At 65.1% G+C, this 17,939-nt stretch carries 15 protein-coding genes and 2 pseudogenes; 11 read left to right on the top strand and 6 right to left on the bottom strand.

The genetic code is table 11. The features are described 5' to 3' along the window. Nucleotides 1-34: 34 nt before the first annotated feature. A complete protein-coding gene (locus BMI01S_RS02985) occupies nucleotides 35-757 on the top strand; it encodes a response regulator (RefSeq protein ID WP_028230036.1) in 723 nt (240 codons plus the stop codon). 30 nt (nucleotides 758-787) lie between these two features. Here BMI01S_RS02985 and BMI01S_RS02980 read toward each other — a convergent pair whose 3' ends face one another. Together BMI01S_RS02980 and uvrA are read right to left on the bottom strand one after the other, a co-directional pair. After that, complete coding sequence (locus BMI01S_RS02980; RefSeq protein WP_028209356.1) at nucleotides 788-1,873, bottom strand: AI-2E family transporter; 1,086 nt, start codon at nucleotides 1,871-1,873, stop codon at nucleotides 788-790. 113 nt (nucleotides 1,874-1,986) lie between these two features. After that, complete coding sequence (gene uvrA, locus BMI01S_RS02975; protein WP_028230037.1) at nucleotides 1,987-4,878, bottom strand: excinuclease ABC subunit UvrA; 2,892 nt, start codon at nucleotides 4,876-4,878, stop codon at nucleotides 1,987-1,989. Between the two features lie 228 nt (nucleotides 4,879-5,106). On the opposite strand from uvrA, the gene BMI01S_RS02970 reads away from it, so the two are divergent. Together BMI01S_RS02970 and BMI01S_RS02965 are read left to right on the top strand one after the other, a co-directional pair. After that, nucleotides 5,107-6,300 (top strand): MFS transporter, encoded by a 1,194-nt coding sequence (locus BMI01S_RS02970; RefSeq protein ID WP_306303678.1) that lies wholly within the window; start codon nucleotides 5,107-5,109, stop codon nucleotides 6,298-6,300. A gap of 161 nt (nucleotides 6,301-6,461) precedes the next feature. After that, nucleotides 6,462-6,992, top strand: coding sequence for a single-stranded DNA-binding protein (locus BMI01S_RS02965; protein ID WP_028209359.1), 531 nt, complete (start codon nucleotides 6,462-6,464; stop codon nucleotides 6,990-6,992). Nucleotides 6,993-7,075: 83 nt separating this feature from the next. Here BMI01S_RS02965 and BMI01S_RS02960 read toward each other — a convergent pair whose 3' ends face one another. Next, nucleotides 7,076-7,480 (bottom strand): helix-turn-helix domain-containing protein, encoded by a 405-nt coding sequence (locus tag BMI01S_RS02960; protein ID WP_042288227.1) that lies wholly within the window; start codon nucleotides 7,478-7,480, stop codon nucleotides 7,076-7,078. 5 nt (nucleotides 7,481-7,485) lie between these two features. Beyond that, complete coding sequence (locus BMI01S_RS02955; RefSeq protein ID WP_028209360.1) at nucleotides 7,486-7,788, bottom strand: type II toxin-antitoxin system HigB family toxin; 303 nt, start codon at nucleotides 7,786-7,788, stop codon at nucleotides 7,486-7,488. Nucleotides 7,789-8,110: 322 nt separating this feature from the next. Here BMI01S_RS02955 and hcp point away from each other — a divergent pair, with 322 nt between their 5' ends. The 4 genes from hcp to BMI01S_RS02935 all read left to right on the top strand — a co-directional run bounded on the left by hcp (nucleotide 8,111) and on the right by BMI01S_RS02935 (nucleotide 12,622). Beyond that, a complete protein-coding gene (gene hcp / locus BMI01S_RS02950; protein ID WP_028230039.1) occupies nucleotides 8,111-9,778 on the top strand; it encodes a hydroxylamine reductase in 1,668 nt (555 codons plus the stop codon). Nucleotides 9,779-9,795: 17 nt separating this feature from the next. Then, a complete protein-coding gene (locus BMI01S_RS02945; RefSeq protein ID WP_028230040.1) occupies nucleotides 9,796-10,818 on the top strand; it encodes a 2Fe-2S iron-sulfur cluster binding domain-containing protein in 1,023 nt (340 codons plus the stop codon). Nucleotides 10,819-10,985: 167 nt separating this feature from the next. After that, on the top strand, nucleotides 10,986-11,654 hold the full coding sequence (locus BMI01S_RS02940) for a helix-turn-helix transcriptional regulator (protein ID WP_036044221.1): 669 nt from the start codon (nucleotides 10,986-10,988) through the stop codon (nucleotides 11,652-11,654). Beyond that, entirely contained in the window at nucleotides 11,651-12,622 is a 972-nt protein-coding gene (locus BMI01S_RS02935) for a threo-3-hydroxy-L-aspartate ammonia-lyase (RefSeq protein ID WP_028230041.1), read from the top strand. Before BMI01S_RS02940 ends, BMI01S_RS02935 begins: the two co-directional genes overlap by 4 nt. Nucleotides 12,623-12,747: 125 nt before the next feature. Here the strand turns inward: BMI01S_RS02935 and BMI01S_RS02930 are convergent. Beyond that, nucleotides 12,748-13,108: pseudogene (locus BMI01S_RS02930) on the bottom strand (LysR family transcriptional regulator); the annotation flags it as partial. A gap of 629 nt (nucleotides 13,109-13,737) precedes the next feature. Here BMI01S_RS02930 and BMI01S_RS42865 point away from each other — a divergent pair. From BMI01S_RS42865 to BMI01S_RS02910, 4 genes and pseudogenes are all read left to right on the top strand, one after another. Then, a pseudogene (locus BMI01S_RS42865) lies at nucleotides 13,738-14,011 on the top strand (IS607 family transposase); the annotation flags it as partial. Then, a complete protein-coding gene (locus BMI01S_RS02920; protein WP_028209366.1) occupies nucleotides 14,005-15,201 on the top strand; it encodes an RNA-guided endonuclease InsQ/TnpB family protein in 1,197 nt (398 codons plus the stop codon). The pseudogene BMI01S_RS42865 and the gene BMI01S_RS02920, both read left to right, overlap by 7 nt. A gap of 333 nt (nucleotides 15,202-15,534) precedes the next feature. Further along, a complete protein-coding gene (locus BMI01S_RS02915) occupies nucleotides 15,535-15,969 on the top strand; it encodes a CHRD domain-containing protein (protein WP_028209367.1) in 435 nt (144 codons plus the stop codon). A 141-nt stretch (nucleotides 15,970-16,110) separates the two neighbouring features. Continuing rightward, nucleotides 16,111-17,079 (top strand): alpha/beta hydrolase, encoded by a 969-nt coding sequence (locus BMI01S_RS02910; RefSeq protein ID WP_028230043.1) that lies wholly within the window; start codon nucleotides 16,111-16,113, stop codon nucleotides 17,077-17,079. Here the strand turns inward: BMI01S_RS02910 and BMI01S_RS02905 are convergent. Further along, a complete protein-coding gene (locus BMI01S_RS02905) occupies nucleotides 17,049-17,936 on the bottom strand; it encodes an EcsC family protein (protein WP_028230044.1) in 888 nt (295 codons plus the stop codon). The genes BMI01S_RS02910 and BMI01S_RS02905 overlap by 31 nt on opposite strands. Nucleotides 17,937-17,939: the final 3 nt, after the last annotated feature.

Raw genomic sequence — 17,939 nt, 5'->3', positions numbered from 1 at the left:
ACCTCGCCTCAACGCTACGACCGATAACGATTCCATGACCATACGCATCCTGCTGATCGACGATCACACGCTCTTTCGCTCGGGCGTGAGCGCGCTGTTGCAGCGCCAGCCCGACCTCGAAGTGGTGGGCGAGGCGTCGGACGGCGTCGAAGGCGTCAAGCGCGCCAAGCAGTACTTGCCCGATGTCATCCTGCTCGACCTGAACATGCCCGGCCTCTCGGGGCTCGAAACGCTGCAGCTGCTGGTTGAGGATCTGCCGGGGACGGCGGTCGTGATGCTCACCGTCTCCGAAGACGCCGACGAACTCACGGCCGCGATGCGCGAGGGTGCGCGCGGCTTCCTGCTCAAGAGCATCGACGCGGACGCGCTGGTGGCTGCGATCCGCAAGGCCGCGAGCGGCCAGCCGGTCATCACCGAGCACATGACGGCGAAGCTCGTGGAGCAGATGCGCAAGCCCGTCCATTCGACCGGTGGGATCGGCGCGAGCGGCGCGGCCGGCGTGGCGAGCGCTCCCGGCGCCGCGCGTCCGGGCGCCGAGGCGCTCACGGCGCGCGAGCGCGACATCGTGCGCGAGCTGGCGCGCGGCGCGAGCAACAAGGAGATTGCGCGAACGCTCGACCTGGCCGAGAGCACGGTGAAGATTCACGTGCGCAACATCCTGCGCAAGCTCAATCTCACGAGCCGGGTGCAAGTGGCGATCTATGCGATGGGGCAGGACGGCATGACGGACGCGGGCGGCGAGCCGCGCGGGCGTTGAGCGCCGCGCGCGGGCATGCGGTAAAGCGGCTCAGACGAGCCGCAGATAGATGAGTTCGCGCTTGATATACGCGTAGAAAATGGGCGCGGCGATCACGCCCTGAATGCCGAACGCGGCTTCCATTACCAGCATCGCGACGAGCAGCTCCCAGGTGCGCGCCTCGATCTGGCCGCCCACGATGCGTGCGTTCAGGAAGTATTCGAGCTTGTGGATCAGGATCAGGAAGACGAGCGCCGTGACTGCCGCGGGCAGGCTCACGGTGAGCGCGATGGCGACGATCAGCGTGTTCGAGATCAGATTGCCGATCACGGGCAGGAGACCCACCACGAAGGTCACCACGACCAGCATCTTCGCGAGCGGCAGCGGTGCGTGAAAGAGCGGCAGCCCGACCAGCAGGAAGAGGCCGGTGAACGTCGTGTTGATCGCCGAAATCTTCACCTGCGCAAACACGATGCGGCGGAACGCGTCGGCAAAACGCGAGACGCGCGCGACGAACGCCGTGGAAAGCGGCAGCCGCGTGGCGTTCTTCTGCGCGCCAATGGCGATGATCGCGCCGATGATCATGCCGATCACGATATGCCCGAAGACACGCGCGGCGCTCTTGCCGCCCTGGCCCAGTTGCGTGGCGTGCTCGTGCATCAGCGCGAGCGCCTTGAGCTTCATCTGGGCGACATCCACGGGCAGGTAGGCCGCGATGGATTCGGGAATGCGCCCGCGCGCCTGGTCGACGAACGTCATCATCTGCGCCATGACCTTCTGCACGCTCGGCACGTCGCTTTCGAACTGCTCGATCACGCCCACCGTGAGCCCCGTCAGGACGCCCACGATCACGATGGAAACCAGCACCACCGAAAGCCAGCGCGCCCGGCTGCTCGACATGCGCCGCTCGATGAGCGGCGAAATGGTGTGGACGAGCTGGAACACGAGCATCCCCGCGAGCAGCGCGCCGAGCAGGTTCAGGTGCAGCACCGCGAACATGCCGGCGAGCGCGGCCACATAGCTGCCGATCTCCACTGCCGAAAGCTTCGGCAGGCTCATGTCGCTCGTGAGCCTGACCGTCCTTGGCCGCAGGTCGCGCACCTGTTTATCTTCGGTCGCTTCGTTGCGCTTGACCATTTTGGGTGTATTCCGTCTCCAGGCCTCGGGAACGCTGGCGTCCCCGGCCCGTTGTTGCCGCAGCCATTTCTACTGCTAATTTTTCCGGCTCCGTCGCCGGCCCGGTTACCTGTTTACTTGCCCGAGGCCGTGTCGAGCGCGGCTATCTGGCGCTTGAGCAGCGGCGCGAGATAGCGGCCCGTAAAGCTCGCCTTCGACTTCGCCACCTGCTCGGGCGTGCCCTGGGCCACGATCTGGCCGCCGCCCGCGCCGCCTTCGGGGCCCATGTCCACGATCCAGTCGGCGGTTTTGATGACATCGAGATTATGCTCGATGATGACCACCGTATTGCCCTGATCTCGCAGCCGGTGAATCACTTCGAGCAGGAGTGCGATGTCGTGGAAGTGCAGGCCCGTGGTCGGTTCATCGAGTATATACAGCGTGCGGCCCGTGTCCCGCTTGGAAAGCTCCAGCGAAAGCTTCACCCGCTGCGCCTCGCCGCCCGAAAGCGTGGTGGCCGACTGGCCGAGGCGGATATAGCCCAGACCCACGTCGAGCAGCGTCTTGAGCTTGCGCGCCACGACCGGCACGGCCTTGAAGAACTCGTAGGCGGCTTCGACGGTCATGTCGAGCACTTCGCTGATGTTCCGGCCCTTGTACTGGATCTCCAGCGTCTCGCGGTTGTAGCGCTTGCCGTGGCAGACGTCGCAGGGCACATAGACGTCCGGCAGGAAGTGCATTTCCACCTTGAGCACGCCGTCGCCCTGGCAGCTTTCGCAGCGGCCGCCCTTCACGTTGAACGAGAAGCGGCCCGATTCGTAGCCGCGTTCCTTGGCCGCCGGCACGCCCGCGAACAACTCGCGGATGGGCGTGAAGAGGCCCGTATAGGTGGCCGGGTTCGAGCGCGGCGTGCGGCCGATCGGCGACTGGTCGACGTTGATGACCTTGTCGAAGTGCTCGAGGCCCTCGATCGCCTCGAACGGCGCCGGTTCCGCCGACGAGCCATACAGATGCTGCGACACGGCGTGATACAGCGTGTCGTTGATGAGCGTGGACTTGCCCGAGCCGGACACACCCGTCACGCAGGTGAGCAGCCCCACCGGCAGGTCGAGCGTCACGTGCTTGAGGTTGTTGCCGTACGCCTCGACGATGCGCAGGCGGCGCTCCCCGGGCTCGATGCGTTCGTCGGGATAGTCGATGCGGCGCGCGCCCGAGAGGTACTGGCCCGTCATCGAGGCCGGGTCGCGCTCGATGTCCTGAGGCGTGCCCTGGGCGATCACCATGCCGCCGTGCTCGCCGGCGCCCGGACCCATATCGACCACATAGTCGGCCATGCGGATCATGTCCTCGTCGTGCTCGACGACGATCACGGAGTTGCCGAGGTCGCGCAGGTGCTTGAGCGTAGCGATGAGGCGGTCGTTGTCGCGCTGATGCAGGCCGATGGAGGGCTCGTCGAGCACGTACATCACGCCCGTGAGGCCCGAGCCGATCTGCGAGGCGAGGCGGATGCGCTGCGCCTCGCCGCCGGAGAGCGTTTCGGCGCTGCGTTCGAGCGAGAGATAGTCGAGCCCGACGTTGTTGAGAAACATGAGGCGCGCAACGATTTCCTTGACCACCTTGTCGGCGATCTCGCGCTTGGCGCCTTCGAGGCGCAGCGTCTGGAAGTAGCCGAGCGTGTCGCGCAGCGGCCAGCCGCTCACTTCATAGATGGCGCGCGCGTCCTCGTTCGCACCGATGCGCACGAAGCGCGCTTCGCGGCGCAGGCGCGTGCCTTCGCAGTGCGGGCAGGCCTGGTTGTTCTGGTATTTCGAAAGCTCCTCGCGCACGGCGGCCGAGTCGGTTTCGCGGTAGCGGCGCTCGAGATTCGGGATGATCCCTTCGAATACGTGCTCGCGCACCGAGGTGCGGCCGCGCTCGTTGATGTACGAAAACGGGATTTCCTGCTTGCCCGAGCCGTACAGCAGGATCTTGCGCACCTTTTCTGGCAGGTCTTCGAACGCGGTGTCGATGTCGAAGTCGTAGAACGCGGCCAGACTCTGCAGCATCTGGAAGTAGAACTGGTTGCGCCGGTCCCAGCCCTTCACCGCGCCCGCGGCGAGCGAAAGCGACGGGTGCGCCACCACGCGCTTCGGATCGAAGAACGTGATCTGGCCGAGGCCGTCGCATTCGGGGCACGCGCCCATCGGGTTGTTGAACGAGAAGAGTCGCGGCTCCAGCTCCGGCAGCGAATAGGAGCAGATGGGGCAGGCGAACTTCGAGCTGAAGAGATGCTCCTTGTCCGTGTCCATTTCGAGCGCGATGGCGCGGCCGTCGGAGAGGCGCAGCGCGGTTTCGAACGACTCCGCGAGACGCTGCTTCATGTCGGGGCGCACCTTCAGCCGGTCGACGACCACGTCGATGGTGTGGCGCTCGCTCTTCTTGAGCTTGGGCAGCGACTCGACTTCGTAGATCTTCGCTTCCCCTTCGTTGGCCGTGCCGCCGCCCGAGCGCACGCGAAAGCGCACGAAGCCCTGCGCCTGCATGTCGTCGAAGAGTTCGGCGTGCTCCCCTTTGCGGTCGACGATCACGGGCGCGAGGATCATGAGCTTCGTTTCCTCGGGCAGGGCGAGCGCGGCGTCCACCATCTGCGAGACGCTTTGCGATTCCAGCGGAATCTCGTGATCCGGGCAGTAGGGCGTGCCGATGCGTGCGTAGAGCAGCCGCAGGTAGTCGTGGATCTCGGTGACCGTGCCCACCGTGGAGCGCGGATTGTGCGAGGTGGCCTTTTGCTCGATGGAAATTGCCGGCGACAGACCCTCGATCAGATCGACGTCGGGTTTCTCCATGAGCTGCAGGAACTGGCGCGCGTAGGCCGAGAGGCTCTCCACGTAGCGGCGCTGGCCTTCGGCGTAGAGCGTGTCGAACGCCAGCGAGGACTTGCCCGAGCCGGAGAGCCCGGTGATCACCACGAGCTTGTGGCGCGGCAGGTCCAGATTGACGTTCTTCAGGTTGTGGGTTCGGGCCCCACGGATACGGATCTGTTCCATGAACCTGCGCGAGAAAGGGAAACCAAACCTGCTACTATAGCGACTTTTCCAGACCGCCGTTACGGCTTGCTGACGGTCTTCGAAGGGGCCCGGAGCGGCACATGCAAGGCCCCCGAAAGTGGCGCGTCAGGCGGCGTCCGCCAGGTCCGCGCTTCGTCTGGTTGAGTCTGGTTACCAACGTGCGGGTACTTGCGGCATTTGACTGCGGCCCAAACACACAACGCTCCGATGTCCTCCAATTCACCCGCTACCTCCTCACGCATGAGCGCGCCCGAGCTGCGCGCGACCGTATCGCTCGCGGCGATCTTCGCGCTGCGCATGCTGGGCCTCTTCATGATCATGCCGGTGTTTTCGGTCTACGCGAAAACCATTCCCGGCGGCGACAATCTGCTGCTGGTCGGTATCGCGCTCGGCGCGTACGGCGTGACGCAGTCGCTTCTCTATATCTTCTACGGCTGGGCTTCCGATATGGTGGGCCGCAAGCCCGTCATCGCCACCGGCCTCGTCATTTTCGCGATTGGCAGCTTCGTCGCCGCGGGCGCGCACGACATGATGTGGATCATCGTCGGCCGGGTCATCCAGGGCATGGGCGCGGTGTCTTCGGCGGTGCTCGCGTTCATCGCCGATCTGACCGCCGAGGAGAACCGCACCAAGGCCATGGCGATGGTGGGCGGCTCGATCGGCATCTCGTTCGCCGTGGCCATCGTGGGCGCGCCGATCGTGTTTCACTGGGTCGGCATGAGCGGCCTGTTCGCGCTCGTCGGCGTGTTCTCGATTCTCGCGGTGGGCGTGGTGATCTGGGTCGTGCCCGATTCGCCGAAGAAGCCCGTGCACGTGCGCGCCCCGTTCGCCGAGGTGCTGCACAACGTCGAACTGCTGCGCCTGAATTTCGGCGTGCTCGTGCTGCACGCCACGCAAACTGCGCTCTTTCTCGTCGTGCCGCGCCTGCTCGTGGATGCGGGCATGCCGGTCGCGTCGCACTGGAAGATTTATCTGCCGGTCATGGGCCTTGCGTTCGTCATGATGGTGCCGGCCATCATCGCCGCGGAGAAGCGGGGCAAGATGAAGGCCGTCGTGGTATCGGCCATTGGTCTTATCCTGATCGGCCAGCTGTTGCTCGGCTCGCTGGCACATACACTTGTCATCGTGTCGGCCGTGCTGTTCGTGTACTTCCTCGGCTTCAACATCCTGGAGGCGTCGCAGCCGTCGCTGGTTTCCAAGCTCGCGCCGGGCAACCGCAAGGGCGCGGCCACGGGCGTGTACAACACCACGCAGTCGATCGGGCTCGCGCTCGGCGGCGTGGTGGGCGGCTGGCTGCTCAAGCACGACGGCGCGAGCGCCGTGTTCTATGCGTGCTCGGGGCTCGTCTTGTGCTGGCTTATAATCGCGGCCAATATGAAGGCGCCGCCAAAGCGGGCTTGAACCCAGCGGGCTTGATCCCGGCGGGCCTTTATTCGAACCAGTGGTTCACAGCAAGCAACGCAATTCGCGGAGGCGGTTTGCGACTGGCGAAGGCGCATTAAGCGCTCGCCGGCGCGTGCCGCGCGGCCGCTCCTCGCAACGGAATCAAACAGGAGAAATTCATGGCATCCGTGAACAAGGTGATCCTCGTCGGCAACCTCGGCGCCGATCCGGAAGTGCGCTATCTGCCGAGCGGCGACGCCGTGGCGAACATCCGCCTCGCCACGACGGACCGTTACAAGGACAAGGCGTCCGGCGAGTTCAAGGAAATGACCGAATGGCACCGGGTGTCGTTCTTCGGGCGTCTGGCCGAGATCGTCTCGGAGTACCTGAAGAAAGGCTCGTCGGTGTATATCGAAGGCCGCATCCGCACGCGCAAGTGGCAGGCGCAGGACGGCACCGACCGTTACTCGACGGAAATCGTCGCCGACCAGATGCAGATGCTGGGCGGCCGCAGCGGCGGCGCCTCGATGGGCAGCGACGCGGGCGATGACGGCGGCTACAGCCGTGAGCCGTCGGCACCGCGCGGCGGCGGTCGTGCGGCGGGCGGCGGCGGTGCGCCGCGTTCGAGCGGTGGCGGCGCCGGTGGCGGCCGTTCGAGCGCGCCGGCTGGCGGCGGCTTTGATGAGATGGACGACGATATTCCGTTCTGAACGGAACCTTTTCGCTGCCTGTCAAATGCTGGCCGGAAGACCAGACGTAATCAACCGGTTACGTGTGGTCCATCCGGCCTTCTTCATTGTGTCCGCTTCATTTCCCCGCGTGCAGTCTGGCTGCAATTTTCCTCTCCGATGAGTACTTCGGCCGGGATATTCAATCCTCGATTCAGGCGACGAATCATGGCCAGGCTTAGCCCACGTTTTCGATTGAGCACTTCGTAGACTCTGTTCAGATTGCCGAGATACGGCTGCATGTCGCTGGCCGACAGCCCAGCCTGCTCCATCCGGAATTTGATGGCCTCGACAGGATCGGGAAGATCGAGAGGAAAGTGTTCAGTTTCGTAGCGCTCGACCAAGGTAGCCAGGATTTCCAGGCGGTCCCCTTCCGGCGTGCCCGGAGCCGGGTCGGCGTCAACCAGGCTCGAAACGGTCTGCAACGCTTCGTGGTAATCGCGTTCGTTGTGGATCGGGCGAATGTCCATCGTGGCTACTCCAGTTCTACAGTTTCAGCATCGATCCTGTCGTACTCGCCATGAGTTCCGACGAACTTGATGTAGACGACGCCGATGCGGTAGGCGACTGCAACGACCAGTCTGTAGTCGTTGCCTTTGACGTTGAATACCACCCGGTTGCGTCCGACGAAGCTCGCGCTCGAATATCTGGCCTTAATGTCCTGCGGTGTCATCCAGACGGCTTTAACGGCTTCCTCGTGCCATGCGAGTATCGATTGCCGCGCGACCGGATGCTTGTCGCAGAACGCCAGGAGGACTTTTTTCGCAACGACTCTCATCGGGCAGAGATTAGTCCCATATTGGGACTACTGCAAGCGTCGTGGCATCGCTGTTGGCGAAAGGTCGTACCTCTTTGCAAATTCGGATGTCCCTCCTTTCAAGACGGAGCGGCACCGGGAAGCGGTGTTGTCGATTAGCACGACCCGCCGGCAGCGCTGCGGCGTTTTCGCACACGTCACCGCATTTGCGCCTGAAGCGCCACTTTTCCTGATTTTTGTCACGGCACAACTCCCGCCGGCGCGTCACCATCTAAAAGATGCATTTATCTTGCATCTTACATGACAGCTCGCGCCGTCATCCCACAAGGAAAAGGAGAAAGCCGTGTTTTGCTATCAATGTGAACAGACCGACCGCACCCAGGCCACACCGGGGTGCGCCTCGGCCAGGGGCAACTGCGGCAAGGACGCCACGACGGCGGATCTGCAGGACCTGCTGATCTACGCGGCCAAGGGCATCGCACAGTATGGCGCGCTCGCGCGCAGCCTCGGCAGCCCCGATCGCGAAGCCGACCGCTTCATTCTGTACGCGCTGTTCACAACGCTCACCAACGTCAACTTCAATGCAAGCCGATTCGTGGCGATGCTGCGCGAGGCCGCGCAACACCGCGATCGCGCCAAGGCGACCTGCGAGGCGCTCGCGCTCGCACAAGGCGCCGCCGCGGCTCAACCATCCGGCGCTGCGCTCTGGCAGCCGGGCAACGATCTGGCTGAACTCCAGGCGCAGGCCGCGCTCGTCGGCATCCGGTCCGGGCTCGCGGAGGTCGGCGAGGACGTTGTGGGCCTGCGCGCCCTCGTGCTTTACGGTCTCAAGGGCGTGTGCGCGTACGCGCATCACGCACGCGTGCTCGGTTACGAGAGCGAAGAGGTCTACGCAGGCGTCGAGGATGCGCTGGTTTTTCTCGCGAGCGAACCCACGCGGGCCGGTGATCTGCTCGAGCACGCGCTCGCGCTCGGCAACCTCAACCTGAAAGTGATGGAACTGCTCGACGCCGCGAACACGGGCCGCTTCGGCATGCCCGAGCCCACCACCGTGCGCGTGACGCCGGTCGCGGGCAAGGCGATTCTCGTCTCGGGCCACGATCTCGGCGATCTGGAAGCGCTGCTCGAAGCGACCCAGGGCACCGGCGTGCAGGTCTACACGCATGGTGAAATGCTGCCCGCGCATGCTTACCCGAAGCTCAAGGCTTATCCGCATCTCGCCGGCAACTATGGCGGCGCGTGGCAGGACCAGCAATCGGACTTCGCCAACTTCCCCGGCCCGATCCTGATGACGTCCAACTGCCTCATCGAGCCGCTGCCGCAGTACCGTCAGCGCATCTTCACGACGGGGCCGGTGGGCTGGGCCGGCGTGCGCCATCTCGAGCATCATGCATTCGCGCCGCTCGTGCAGGCTGCACTCGCGCTGCCCGGCTTCCGCGAAACGGCGGCCGAGGAGACCATCACGATCGGCTTTGCGCGCAACACCGTGCTCGGCGTGGCCGACAAGGTGATCGACGCGGTGAAGGCTGGCCAGATCCGCCACTTCTTCCTGATCGGCGGTTGCGACGGCGCCGCGCCGGGCCGCAACTACTACACCGAATTCGCGCAGGGCGCGCCCGACGACACCGTCGTCATGACGCTCGGCTGCAACAAGTACCGTTTCAACCGCCATCCGTTCGGCGACATCGGCGGCATTCCGCGTCTGCTCGATCTCGGCCAGTGCAACGACAGCTACTCGGCGATCCAGATCGCGATTGCGCTCTCGAAGGCCTTCGACTGCGGCGTGAACGATCTGCCGCTCACGCTCGTGGTGTCGTGGTTCGAACAGAAGGCCGCCGCGGTGCTGCTCACGCTGCTCGCGCTCGGCCTGCGCAACATCCATCTCGGACCGACGCTGCCTGCGTTCCTCACGCCGAATGTCCTCGACATCCTCGTCAAGCAGTTCGGCATCGCGCCGATCGGCGAGGCGAAAGCGGACCTCGAGGCCGCGCTCGCACGCAAGGCCGCATGAGCGCGGGTGAAGACGCCATGAGTTATCAGATCGAGCTCATCACGCGCGACGGCCAGGCGTTCGGCTTCGCGTGCGCGCCGGGCCAGGACGTGCTGAGCGCGGCGGCGGCGGCGGACATCACGCTGCCGTCGCAGTGCAAGCGCGGCAGCTGCGGCGCCTGCCATGCCACCGTGACCGAAGGTGCGTACACGCTCGGCGATCATAGCGCCGATGCGCTTCCTTCCGGCGACCCGCGGGCGGTCCTGCTGTGCCGTACGACGCCTGCGGCCGACCTGCGCGTGGCCGCGCCGTACGACCACTCGAAGGTGCTGCTGCAGCCGGTGGCCGAGCGCTGGGCGCGCATCGTTGCGCTCGAGACGATCGCCGACGATACGCGCCGCCTCGAACTGCAGCTCGAACCCGACGATGCCAACGGCAGCGCCGCCGAGTTCGAAGCAGGCCAGTTCGTCGAGCTGGGCCTGCCCGGGAGCGATGTGCGGCGGCCGTTCTCGCTCGCCAACACGAGCAACTGGGAAGGGCGCCTCGAGTTTCTGATCCGGCTGCGGCCGGAAGGCGAGTTTTCGGCGTATCTGCGCGAGCGCGCGCAGCCCGGCGACATGCTTGCCGTGCACGGCCCGCAAGGCGGCTTCGGCATGATCGCCGACAGCCTGCGTCCGCGCTGGTTCGTGGCGGGCGGAACGGGCCTCGCGCCCGTGCTGTCGATGCTGCGCCGCATGGCCGAGTATCAGGAGATGAACGATGCGCGGCTCTTCTTCGGCGTGAATCGCGCAAGCGAGCTTTTCATGCTCGATGCGCTGGACGAGCTTCAGGCGGCGTTGCCGCAGTTGCGCGTCGAAGTTTGCGTTCGCGAAGCGACCGATGAAGGGCAGGGCTCACACAGCACGCCGGTCGACGCACTCGCCGCCGCGCTCGCCGCCGGCGGCCCGGCGCCGGACCTCTATGTGTGCGGGCCGCCCGCCATGGTGAGCGCGGCGCAGGCGATGGCGGCGCGCGCGCGGGTGCCGTCCGCACAGTTCGTCAGCGAGCGGTTCACCGTCTGAGTGACGGCGCTGCGCAATGTGTTGTCTTTCTTCGTGTCTGTTGAACCCGCCTTCGGGCGGGTTTTTTTCACGCATCGCGCGGTCCGGGGCGGCGTTGCCAAAGCGATGAACCGAAGCCTTGGCCTCACTTGATTGACATTCCGTCATTTACTGTCAAAATATCCAATATGAAGCCAACCCGCCAAAGACGCTCCAGCCGTTCATCTGAGGAAAACGCACTGCTGCTGCGCGAGGGCGAGAAGATCGTCGCGGCGCTCGGCCAGTCTCTCGCGCCGCTCGTGGAAGTGGTGCTGCACGATCTCATGCGGCCCGAGCGGTCGGTCGTGGCGATCGCGAACAACCTGTCCGGGCGGCAGGTCGGCGATGCCGCCACCGAAATGGGTCTCGCGCGCATCACCGATCCCGGTTTTCCCGAAGTCGTGGCCAACTATCCGAACCGCTTTCCCGACGGGCGTCCCGCCAAGAGCACGTCGATCGGCCTGAAAAACAGCGCGGGCGAGTACGTCGCAGCCATCTGCCTGAACATGGATGTTTCTCTGCTCAGCGCGGTGACGGCAGGCCTCGGCCAACTGATCCAGACCAGCACGGCCGCGCCCGTGGCCGAAACGCTCGCGCCGCGCGCCGCCGGCTGCGTGCGCGAGGCGCTCGAACGTTTCGCGGCCACGCGCAATACCACGCCCATCGGCATGACGCTCGCGCAGCGTCGCGAAGCCGTGCGCGAACTCGCGGCGAGCGGCCTTCTGAACCTGCGCCATGCGCTCGCCGACGTGGCCGCCACGCTCGGCGTCGCGCGCTCGACCGTCTACACCTACCTGCCTGTGGAAGAACGAATATGAGCACGTTGCCCATTACCTTCGAAGACGTCGTTGCGGCCCACGACCGCCTGCGCGGCGTCGCGCACCGCACACCGGTCCTGACTTCGCGCACCGCGAACGAGCGCACGGGCGCGCAGCTTTTCTTCAAGTGCGAGAACCTCCAGCGCATGGGCGCGTTCAAGTTCCGTGGCGCCTACAACGCGATTGCACAGTTCACGCCGGAGCAGAAGGCGGGCGGCGTGATCACGTTTTCGTCCGGCAACCATGCGCAGGCGATCGCACTGTCGGCAAACCTGCTCGGCGTGAAGTCCGTGATCGTGATGCCGTATGACGCGCCTGCCGTCAAAGTCGGGGCCACGCGCGGCTATGGCGGCGAGATCGTCTTCTATGACCGTTACACGGAGGACCGCGAGGCGCTCGGGCAGCGCCTCGCGGCCGAGCGCGGCCTCACGCTGATTCCGCCTTACGACCATGCGCACGTGATGGCCGGGCAGGGCACCGCAGCGAAGGAGCTGTTCGAGGAAGCGGGCGAGCTCGACCTGTTGCTCACGCCGCTCGGCGGCGGCGGCCTGCTTTCGGGATGCGCGACTGCGGCGCATGCGCTCGCGCCCGCGTGCGCGGTGATCGGCGTAGAGCCGGAGGCCGGCAACGACGGCCAGCGCAGTCTGCAGACGGGCAAGATCGTCCATATCGACACACCGAAGACGCTCGCGGATGGCGCGCAGACCCAGCATCTGGGCAATCTGACCTTCGAGGTGATTCGCGAGCGAGTCAGCGAAATCGTTACGGTGAGCGACGCCGAACTCGTCGACACGATGAAGTTTTTCGCGAGCCGCATGAAGATCGTGGTCGAACCCACGGGATGCCTCGCGGCGGCCGCGGTGCTGCACGGCAAGGTGGATGTGCGCGGCAAGCGCGTGGGCGTGCTCATCTCCGGGGGCAACGTGGACCTTTTGCGCTTCGCGGAGCTGGTACAGGCGGCGGGCTGATACGTCGCGGCCGATACGTTTCGCGAGTCGCGATGTAGTCGGCGAGGGCGCCGACTTGGGTTGCCTTGGCTGAACGCGCCTCAGTTCCGCGAGGGCGGCGCGGGCGTTCATCACCTAGAGCAGAAACGCGGATGCTGACTCGCGAAGCGCCAGATCGTTTCGACGACATCGTGCGGGCGTAGTAGTCCATGATCGCGATTCGCACCTCGTCGTCGAGCGTGCGGCCGATCATATTCGTCAAACGCGGCGTCGCACAGCGCGACGACGCGGCGCGCGTGACTGAACAGCTTCGCGCCCGCCGCCGTGGCGCATATCGTGCTTGTTGCGCACGAAAAGCGGGTGGCCGATGCGTACTTCGAGCGTCTTGAGCTGCTCGCTCACCGATGATTGTGAGAGGAACACCCGCTCGGCGCCGGGTGAGACGCTGCCTGCCGCCGCAACGGCAATCGACCGCAATTGCGCGAGATCGAAACCACGTGCGTTCATGACTGTGCCTCGAGCGGCGTCGTTACGATTCGGAAAGTCGGAATCTTGGGTGGGTCGGTGAGGCCACCGTGAGGACGCTGCTCCGCTCCGTCGTCTCGGCAATGCGAGACGACGTCGATGCGTTGCCGCCGCCCCCAAGCAAGCGGATGTCGCACGGCTGCCCGAGGAGGGCTACGCGCTCAAACGGAACTGCCAAGTGATGCTTGGGGGAATCGAGCAGCGGCTCGCCCACCTCGCATGAACATCTGCTTGCGCATTCCCCTTCCTGGTCCGGCCGATTCGCCTGCGAACCTGTCGTGAGCGCTGGAAGGGCGGGCAAAAAAAACGCGGCCGAAGCCGCGTTCAAGCTTGGAGACCCTTCAATGAAGAGTCACTTCTCGCATCTAGAAGATTAGTCGGCGCGCAACGAGAAATCGAGATAATTTCGATCAATTAACTGTTACGCGGAGTGTCTGTAATCGCCCTCGCCGTTGCGGCGTCGCGCTGCACCGAAACGACTCGACGGTGAAATCCACAAACGAGCCGTGTTTTTGCGGGCCCGTGGTGGCGGCCGGGGCTTAAACTGCTCGCGTAGTAGTTGCGCATAGTTGCGCACGCCTGTACATTTTGAGCATCTCTCCGTGGCACGCCGAACGGTTGCGTATGCCCGAGTATCCAGGCAAGCAAGTGCTTGAACAGTACTGTGCGCAGCAGCGGTAGACATTCGAGGTCATCGCAGATTCGGGCTCTGGCATGAACTACCACAAGAAGGGCCTCAAGCGCCTCCTGGATGCCGTCATCGAGGGGAGTGTTGGGCTGGAGATCATTACGGTCTTCAGTGCGCGGCTGTACGGATCGCGCTCACGCAAGAACCAGAAGTTGCTCGATGGCATTCGGCAGGTCGTGGAGCAAGCCTCATGCTGATCGCCCACCGCATCGCACTTGACCCGAACAACGTGCAGGCCACGTATCTGGCCCGCGCTGCGGGTACGGCGCGTTTCGCGTACAACTGGGCGTTGGCCGAGTGGAAGCGGCAATACGAGGCGCACAAGCTCGATAACACGCAGCCGAAGCCATCGCAGATGGCACTGCGCCGCCAACTGAATGCGATCAAGCGCGAGCAGTTCCCGTGGATGCTGGAGGTCACGAAGAATGCGCCGCAGATGGCGATCATCCAGTTAGGCCAAGCGTTCCAGAATTTCTTCGCGGGCCGCGCCCGCTATCCGCAGTTCCGAAAGAAAGGCTTGCGCGACCGCTTCACGCTCACCAACGACCAGTTCGACCTCGACGGTACGCGCATTCGCATCCCCAATCTCGGGTGGGTGCGAATGCGCGAAACGTTGCGCTTCGCTGGCAAGATCATGTCGGCCACGGTCTCCCGTGTGGCCGACCGCTGGTTCGTCAGCATCGCCGTGGAGATTCCCGACAGTTCGCACCTGCCCAAAGCCGAAAACCAAGGCGCGGCCGGTGTCGATCTGGGCGTGTCGGCGCTGGCAACACTCTCGACGGGAGAAACGATCGCTGGTCCAAAGCCCCACAAGGCGATGCTGGACCGCTTGCGCAGGCTCTCGCGCAGCCTGTCGCGAAAACAGAAGGGATCGGCCAACCGCCGCAAGGTCAAGGCCCGGCTGGCGAAACTTCATGCGCGCATCGCCGCCATTCGCTCGGACGCCCTGCACAACCTTACGACGGAGCTCACACGCCGGTTCCACACCATCGGCATCGAGGATCTGAACGTGAGCGGCATGGTGAAAAACCGCCATCTGGCACGCTCCATTGCCGACATGGGCTTCTTCGAGTTCCGGCGGCAACTGGAGTACAAGGGCGCGATGCGCGGCGGTCAGGTGGTGGTGGCTGAGCGCTTCTTTGCCAGCAGCAAGACGTGCTCGGCGTGCGGGCACAAGCTGAACGATCTGCCGCTTGCGGTGCGCGAGTGGACGTGTCCGGCCTGCGGCGGGACCCATGACCGCGACGTGAACGCCGCAGTCAACCTGAAGGTCATGGCCGTGAGTTCCACGGTAACAGCCAGTGGAGAGGAAGGCTCTGGCTCAGGTCGCAAGACCCGAGCGAAACCGGCCTCTGCGAAGCAGGAAGTCAGCTTTGTTCCTGTTTGAGCAGGAATGAGCAAGTCTGACGGAACGGCAGCAACAACTTCTCGTCGAGCAAGAACCAGGGCATCGTTACGACGGGCATCCATCACCGCTTCTAGGAATTCGGGTGTCGCGCTCCCGGTTGCGATCCTCATGCGTGTCGCGAACGGGAGCGAGAACCGAATGGCACGAAGCTAGTTCCCGGGTTGAACGGCGCCGCTGCGGCGCCCTTTTTTGTTGCATGCAGTTCACGTTGCGCTGACATCGGTGCAGCGGACGCACCCGACGGATTTGCTCTAGCATGTGGGAGCACGGCCGCCCTCTGGTGCCGCGCGCCACAAGAACAGGAGAAATCCCATGAATGTGATTCGTCCGTTGCAACTCGTCCTCGCTTTCTGCATGGTCGCCTCCAGCGCCGCCTTCGCCGACACCGTCGCGCTGAAGGCCGATCTCGAACCCTCCAGCGAAGTGCCGCCGCGAGTGAGCCAGGGCCACGGCATGCTCAACGCGACGTTCGATACATCCACGAAAACGCTGAACTGGACCGTCACCTACGAAGGCCTCTCGGGCCCGGCTGTTGCCGCGCACTTCCACGGCCCCGCTCCGGTCGGCCAGAACGCGAACCCGCAGGTGCCGATTCCGAAGAGCGAGCTGGCGAGCCCCATCAAGGGTTCTGCCACGCTCAACGAGCAGCAGGTCACCCAGTTGATGGGCGGCCAGTGGTACTTCAACATTCATACGGCGCAGAACCCGTCGGGCGAGATTCGCGGCCAGGTGCTACCTGCCAACTGAGCGGCGCCGGTCGTCGGCCTGATTCGTGGTCTTGAGCGTGCCGGCCTTGCCCGCAGTCGCGGTCGGATTGCGGGACGCGCTCGCTGGCGCGCTGGCCGAGCGCTGATTGCCCGGCGATGAATCGCCGCGATGGGGGAGCCGATGAGCTGGCAAAGCACGCTGATCTGCAGGTTTTTGCGCCGCACCTTTCTGCCCCAAACGCGCAGGAAGATCAACGTCGCGCGGGTGCGCATGCTGACAGCGCGGCGCATCTGGACGCCAGGCGTCCCAGTGGGCTGGCGCCTGCGCGAACAGTACGGCACAACCGATTCCCCGATGCGCGGCGAGTGGCTCGTCCGCGAGCGCTCGAGCGCGCAGCGCGCGCTCCTTTATCTGCACGGCGGCGGGTATTACTTCTGCTCGCCGCGTTCGCAGCGCGCGATCTCTTTTGGTCTTGGCAAGCGTGCGGACGCCGATGTGTTTTCGCTCGACTATCGCCTGGCGCCCGAGCATCCGTTTCCCGCGGCGCTCGAAGACGCGCTGGCTGCTTACCGCCACATGCTGGCAAGCGGAAGGCGGGCGAACTCCATTGTGATTGCCGGCGATTCGGCGGGCGGCGGCCTCGCGCTTGCCGCGCTCGTGGCGTTGCGCGACGCGGGCGACCCGCTTCCGGCCGGCGCCGTCCTGTTTTCCCCGTGGACCGATCTCGCGGTCACGGGGGCCTCGATACGCGAGAACGACGGGCGCGATCCGATGTTCTGCGGCGAAGTGTTCGCGCGCATCGCACCGTTCTACGTCGGTTCGGCGAGCGCGACCGATCCGTACGTGTCGCCGCTCTACGCCGACTTTCGCGGCCTGCCGCCGCTGAGCCTTTTCGTGGGAAGCACTGAGACGCTGCTCGACGACACGCGCCGCGTAGCCGAACGCGCGCGCGCCGCCGGCGTGGCGGTGGAGTGCGAAATCGCGCGCGGGATGCCGCATATCTGGCCGATCTACGCGCCTTTCATGCCCGAAGCGCGCAGCACACTCGACGTCGCCGCGGGCTTCGTGCGCAGCGTGACCGCCGCGGCGGGGCGCGGCGGCGAGAGACCCGAGCCGCCTCAATCGAGCGCGACGTCGATCGCCTCGTAAGCGGCGTGCACGGCGGCCTCGCCGTATTGGCGCTCGAGCCGGCGCACGGTGAAGTGCCCATGCGCCACCTGCTGGAAGTGGTCGATGAAGACCGTGTTGACCATTGCGCCGAGCACCGCGCCGATGGCCGGAATCGACTTCGCCGCCACCTGCTCGCTCACCTGTACGGAGAATCGGGCGGCCACGGTTTGCATGAGCTTGAGGAGCGCGGTCGAGCCATGCGCGGCGAAGCCTTTCGTCGCCATCTCCGACGAAGCTGTCGACACGGCCTTCGCGAGCGCCCCGCGGACGATGAAGTAGCCGAAATCGGCTTCGTCGTCGGCGGCCGAGCGGCCCCCCATGCCGAACACCGTCAGGCAGTGCAGCTGCGTGTCGGTGCTGGACAGATTCTCGCCTTCGCTGCGCGCGATGTCGCAGATCGAGCGGAACATCAGCGTGGTCGTGACGGGCAGCTCGACTGGCAACGCGAAAAGGCCGAACGCGCCACCCGCGGCGCCGGTGGTCGCCACCGCGAACTTGTGCAGCAGATTGCTCGGCCTCGCGCGTTCGCGCAACGCGCCGCGCACGGCCACTGCGCCGTCGGTCGCGGCAAGCGCCCCGGGTTTGCCGAGCGTCTTCAACGCGAGCTGCAGGCACTTGCGCAGTGCGATTTGCGTCGCGTCGGTCACCTTGTCGTTCGCGACGCCGGGCAGCCGCGCTATCAGCTTTTCCACCGGCGCGCCCACGATCGCCGCGAGCTTGATGCCGAGCGGTGGCGTTTCGAGCTGATGTTTGGCGCGCCGCAGCGCGTCCCAATCCGCTTCGGTGAAGGGCGCTGCGGCATCCTCGTGGGCAGGATCTGCGATTGTGGGTTTCATTGC

The sequence above is a fragment of the Paraburkholderia mimosarum LMG 23256 = NBRC 106338 genome, from assembly GCF_000739815.1.
GTDB classification, from domain to species: domain Bacteria; phylum Pseudomonadota; class Gammaproteobacteria; order Burkholderiales; family Burkholderiaceae; genus Paraburkholderia; species Paraburkholderia mimosarum.
Note: the sequence above shows the minus strand (reverse complement) of the source record. Positions and strands in the feature narration are given on the sequence as shown.

Excerpts from the sequence above, each read along its gene's own strand:
- BMI01S_RS02965 (WP_028209359.1), top strand. The coding sequence starts at position 6,462 with ATGGCATCCGTGAACAAGGTGATCCTCGTCGGCAACCTCGGCGCCGAT.
- BMI01S_RS02915 (WP_028209367.1), top strand. The coding sequence starts at position 15,535 with ATGAATGTGATTCGTCCGTTGCAACTCGTCCTCGCTTTCTGCATGGTC.
- BMI01S_RS02980 (WP_028209356.1), bottom strand. The coding sequence starts at position 1,873 with ATGGTCAAGCGCAACGAAGCGACCGAAGATAAACAGGTGCGCGACCTG.
- BMI01S_RS02920 (WP_028209366.1), top strand. The coding sequence starts at position 14,005 with ATGCTGATCGCCCACCGCATCGCACTTGACCCGAACAACGTGCAGGCC.
- BMI01S_RS02985 (WP_028230036.1), top strand. The coding sequence starts at position 35 with ATGACCATACGCATCCTGCTGATCGACGATCACACGCTCTTTCGCTCG.
- BMI01S_RS02905 (WP_028230044.1), bottom strand. The coding sequence starts at position 17,936 with ATGAAACCCACAATCGCAGATCCTGCCCACGAGGATGCCGCAGCGCCC.
- BMI01S_RS02910 (WP_028230043.1), top strand. The coding sequence starts at position 16,111 with ATGAGCTGGCAAAGCACGCTGATCTGCAGGTTTTTGCGCCGCACCTTT.
- BMI01S_RS02940 (WP_036044221.1), top strand. The coding sequence starts at position 10,986 with ATGAAGCCAACCCGCCAAAGACGCTCCAGCCGTTCATCTGAGGAAAAC.
- BMI01S_RS02960 (WP_042288227.1), bottom strand. The coding sequence starts at position 7,480 with ATGGACATTCGCCCGATCCACAACGAACGCGATTACCACGAAGCGTTG.
- uvrA (WP_028230037.1), bottom strand. The coding sequence starts at position 4,878 with ATGGAACAGATCCGTATCCGTGGGGCCCGAACCCACAACCTGAAGAAC.
- BMI01S_RS02935 (WP_028230041.1), top strand. The coding sequence starts at position 11,651 with ATGAGCACGTTGCCCATTACCTTCGAAGACGTCGTTGCGGCCCACGAC.
- BMI01S_RS02970 (WP_306303678.1), top strand. The coding sequence starts at position 5,107 with ATGTCCTCCAATTCACCCGCTACCTCCTCACGCATGAGCGCGCCCGAG.
- BMI01S_RS02955 (WP_028209360.1), bottom strand. The coding sequence starts at position 7,788 with ATGAGAGTCGTTGCGAAAAAAGTCCTCCTGGCGTTCTGCGACAAGCAT.
- BMI01S_RS02945 (WP_028230040.1), top strand. The coding sequence starts at position 9,796 with ATGAGTTATCAGATCGAGCTCATCACGCGCGACGGCCAGGCGTTCGGC.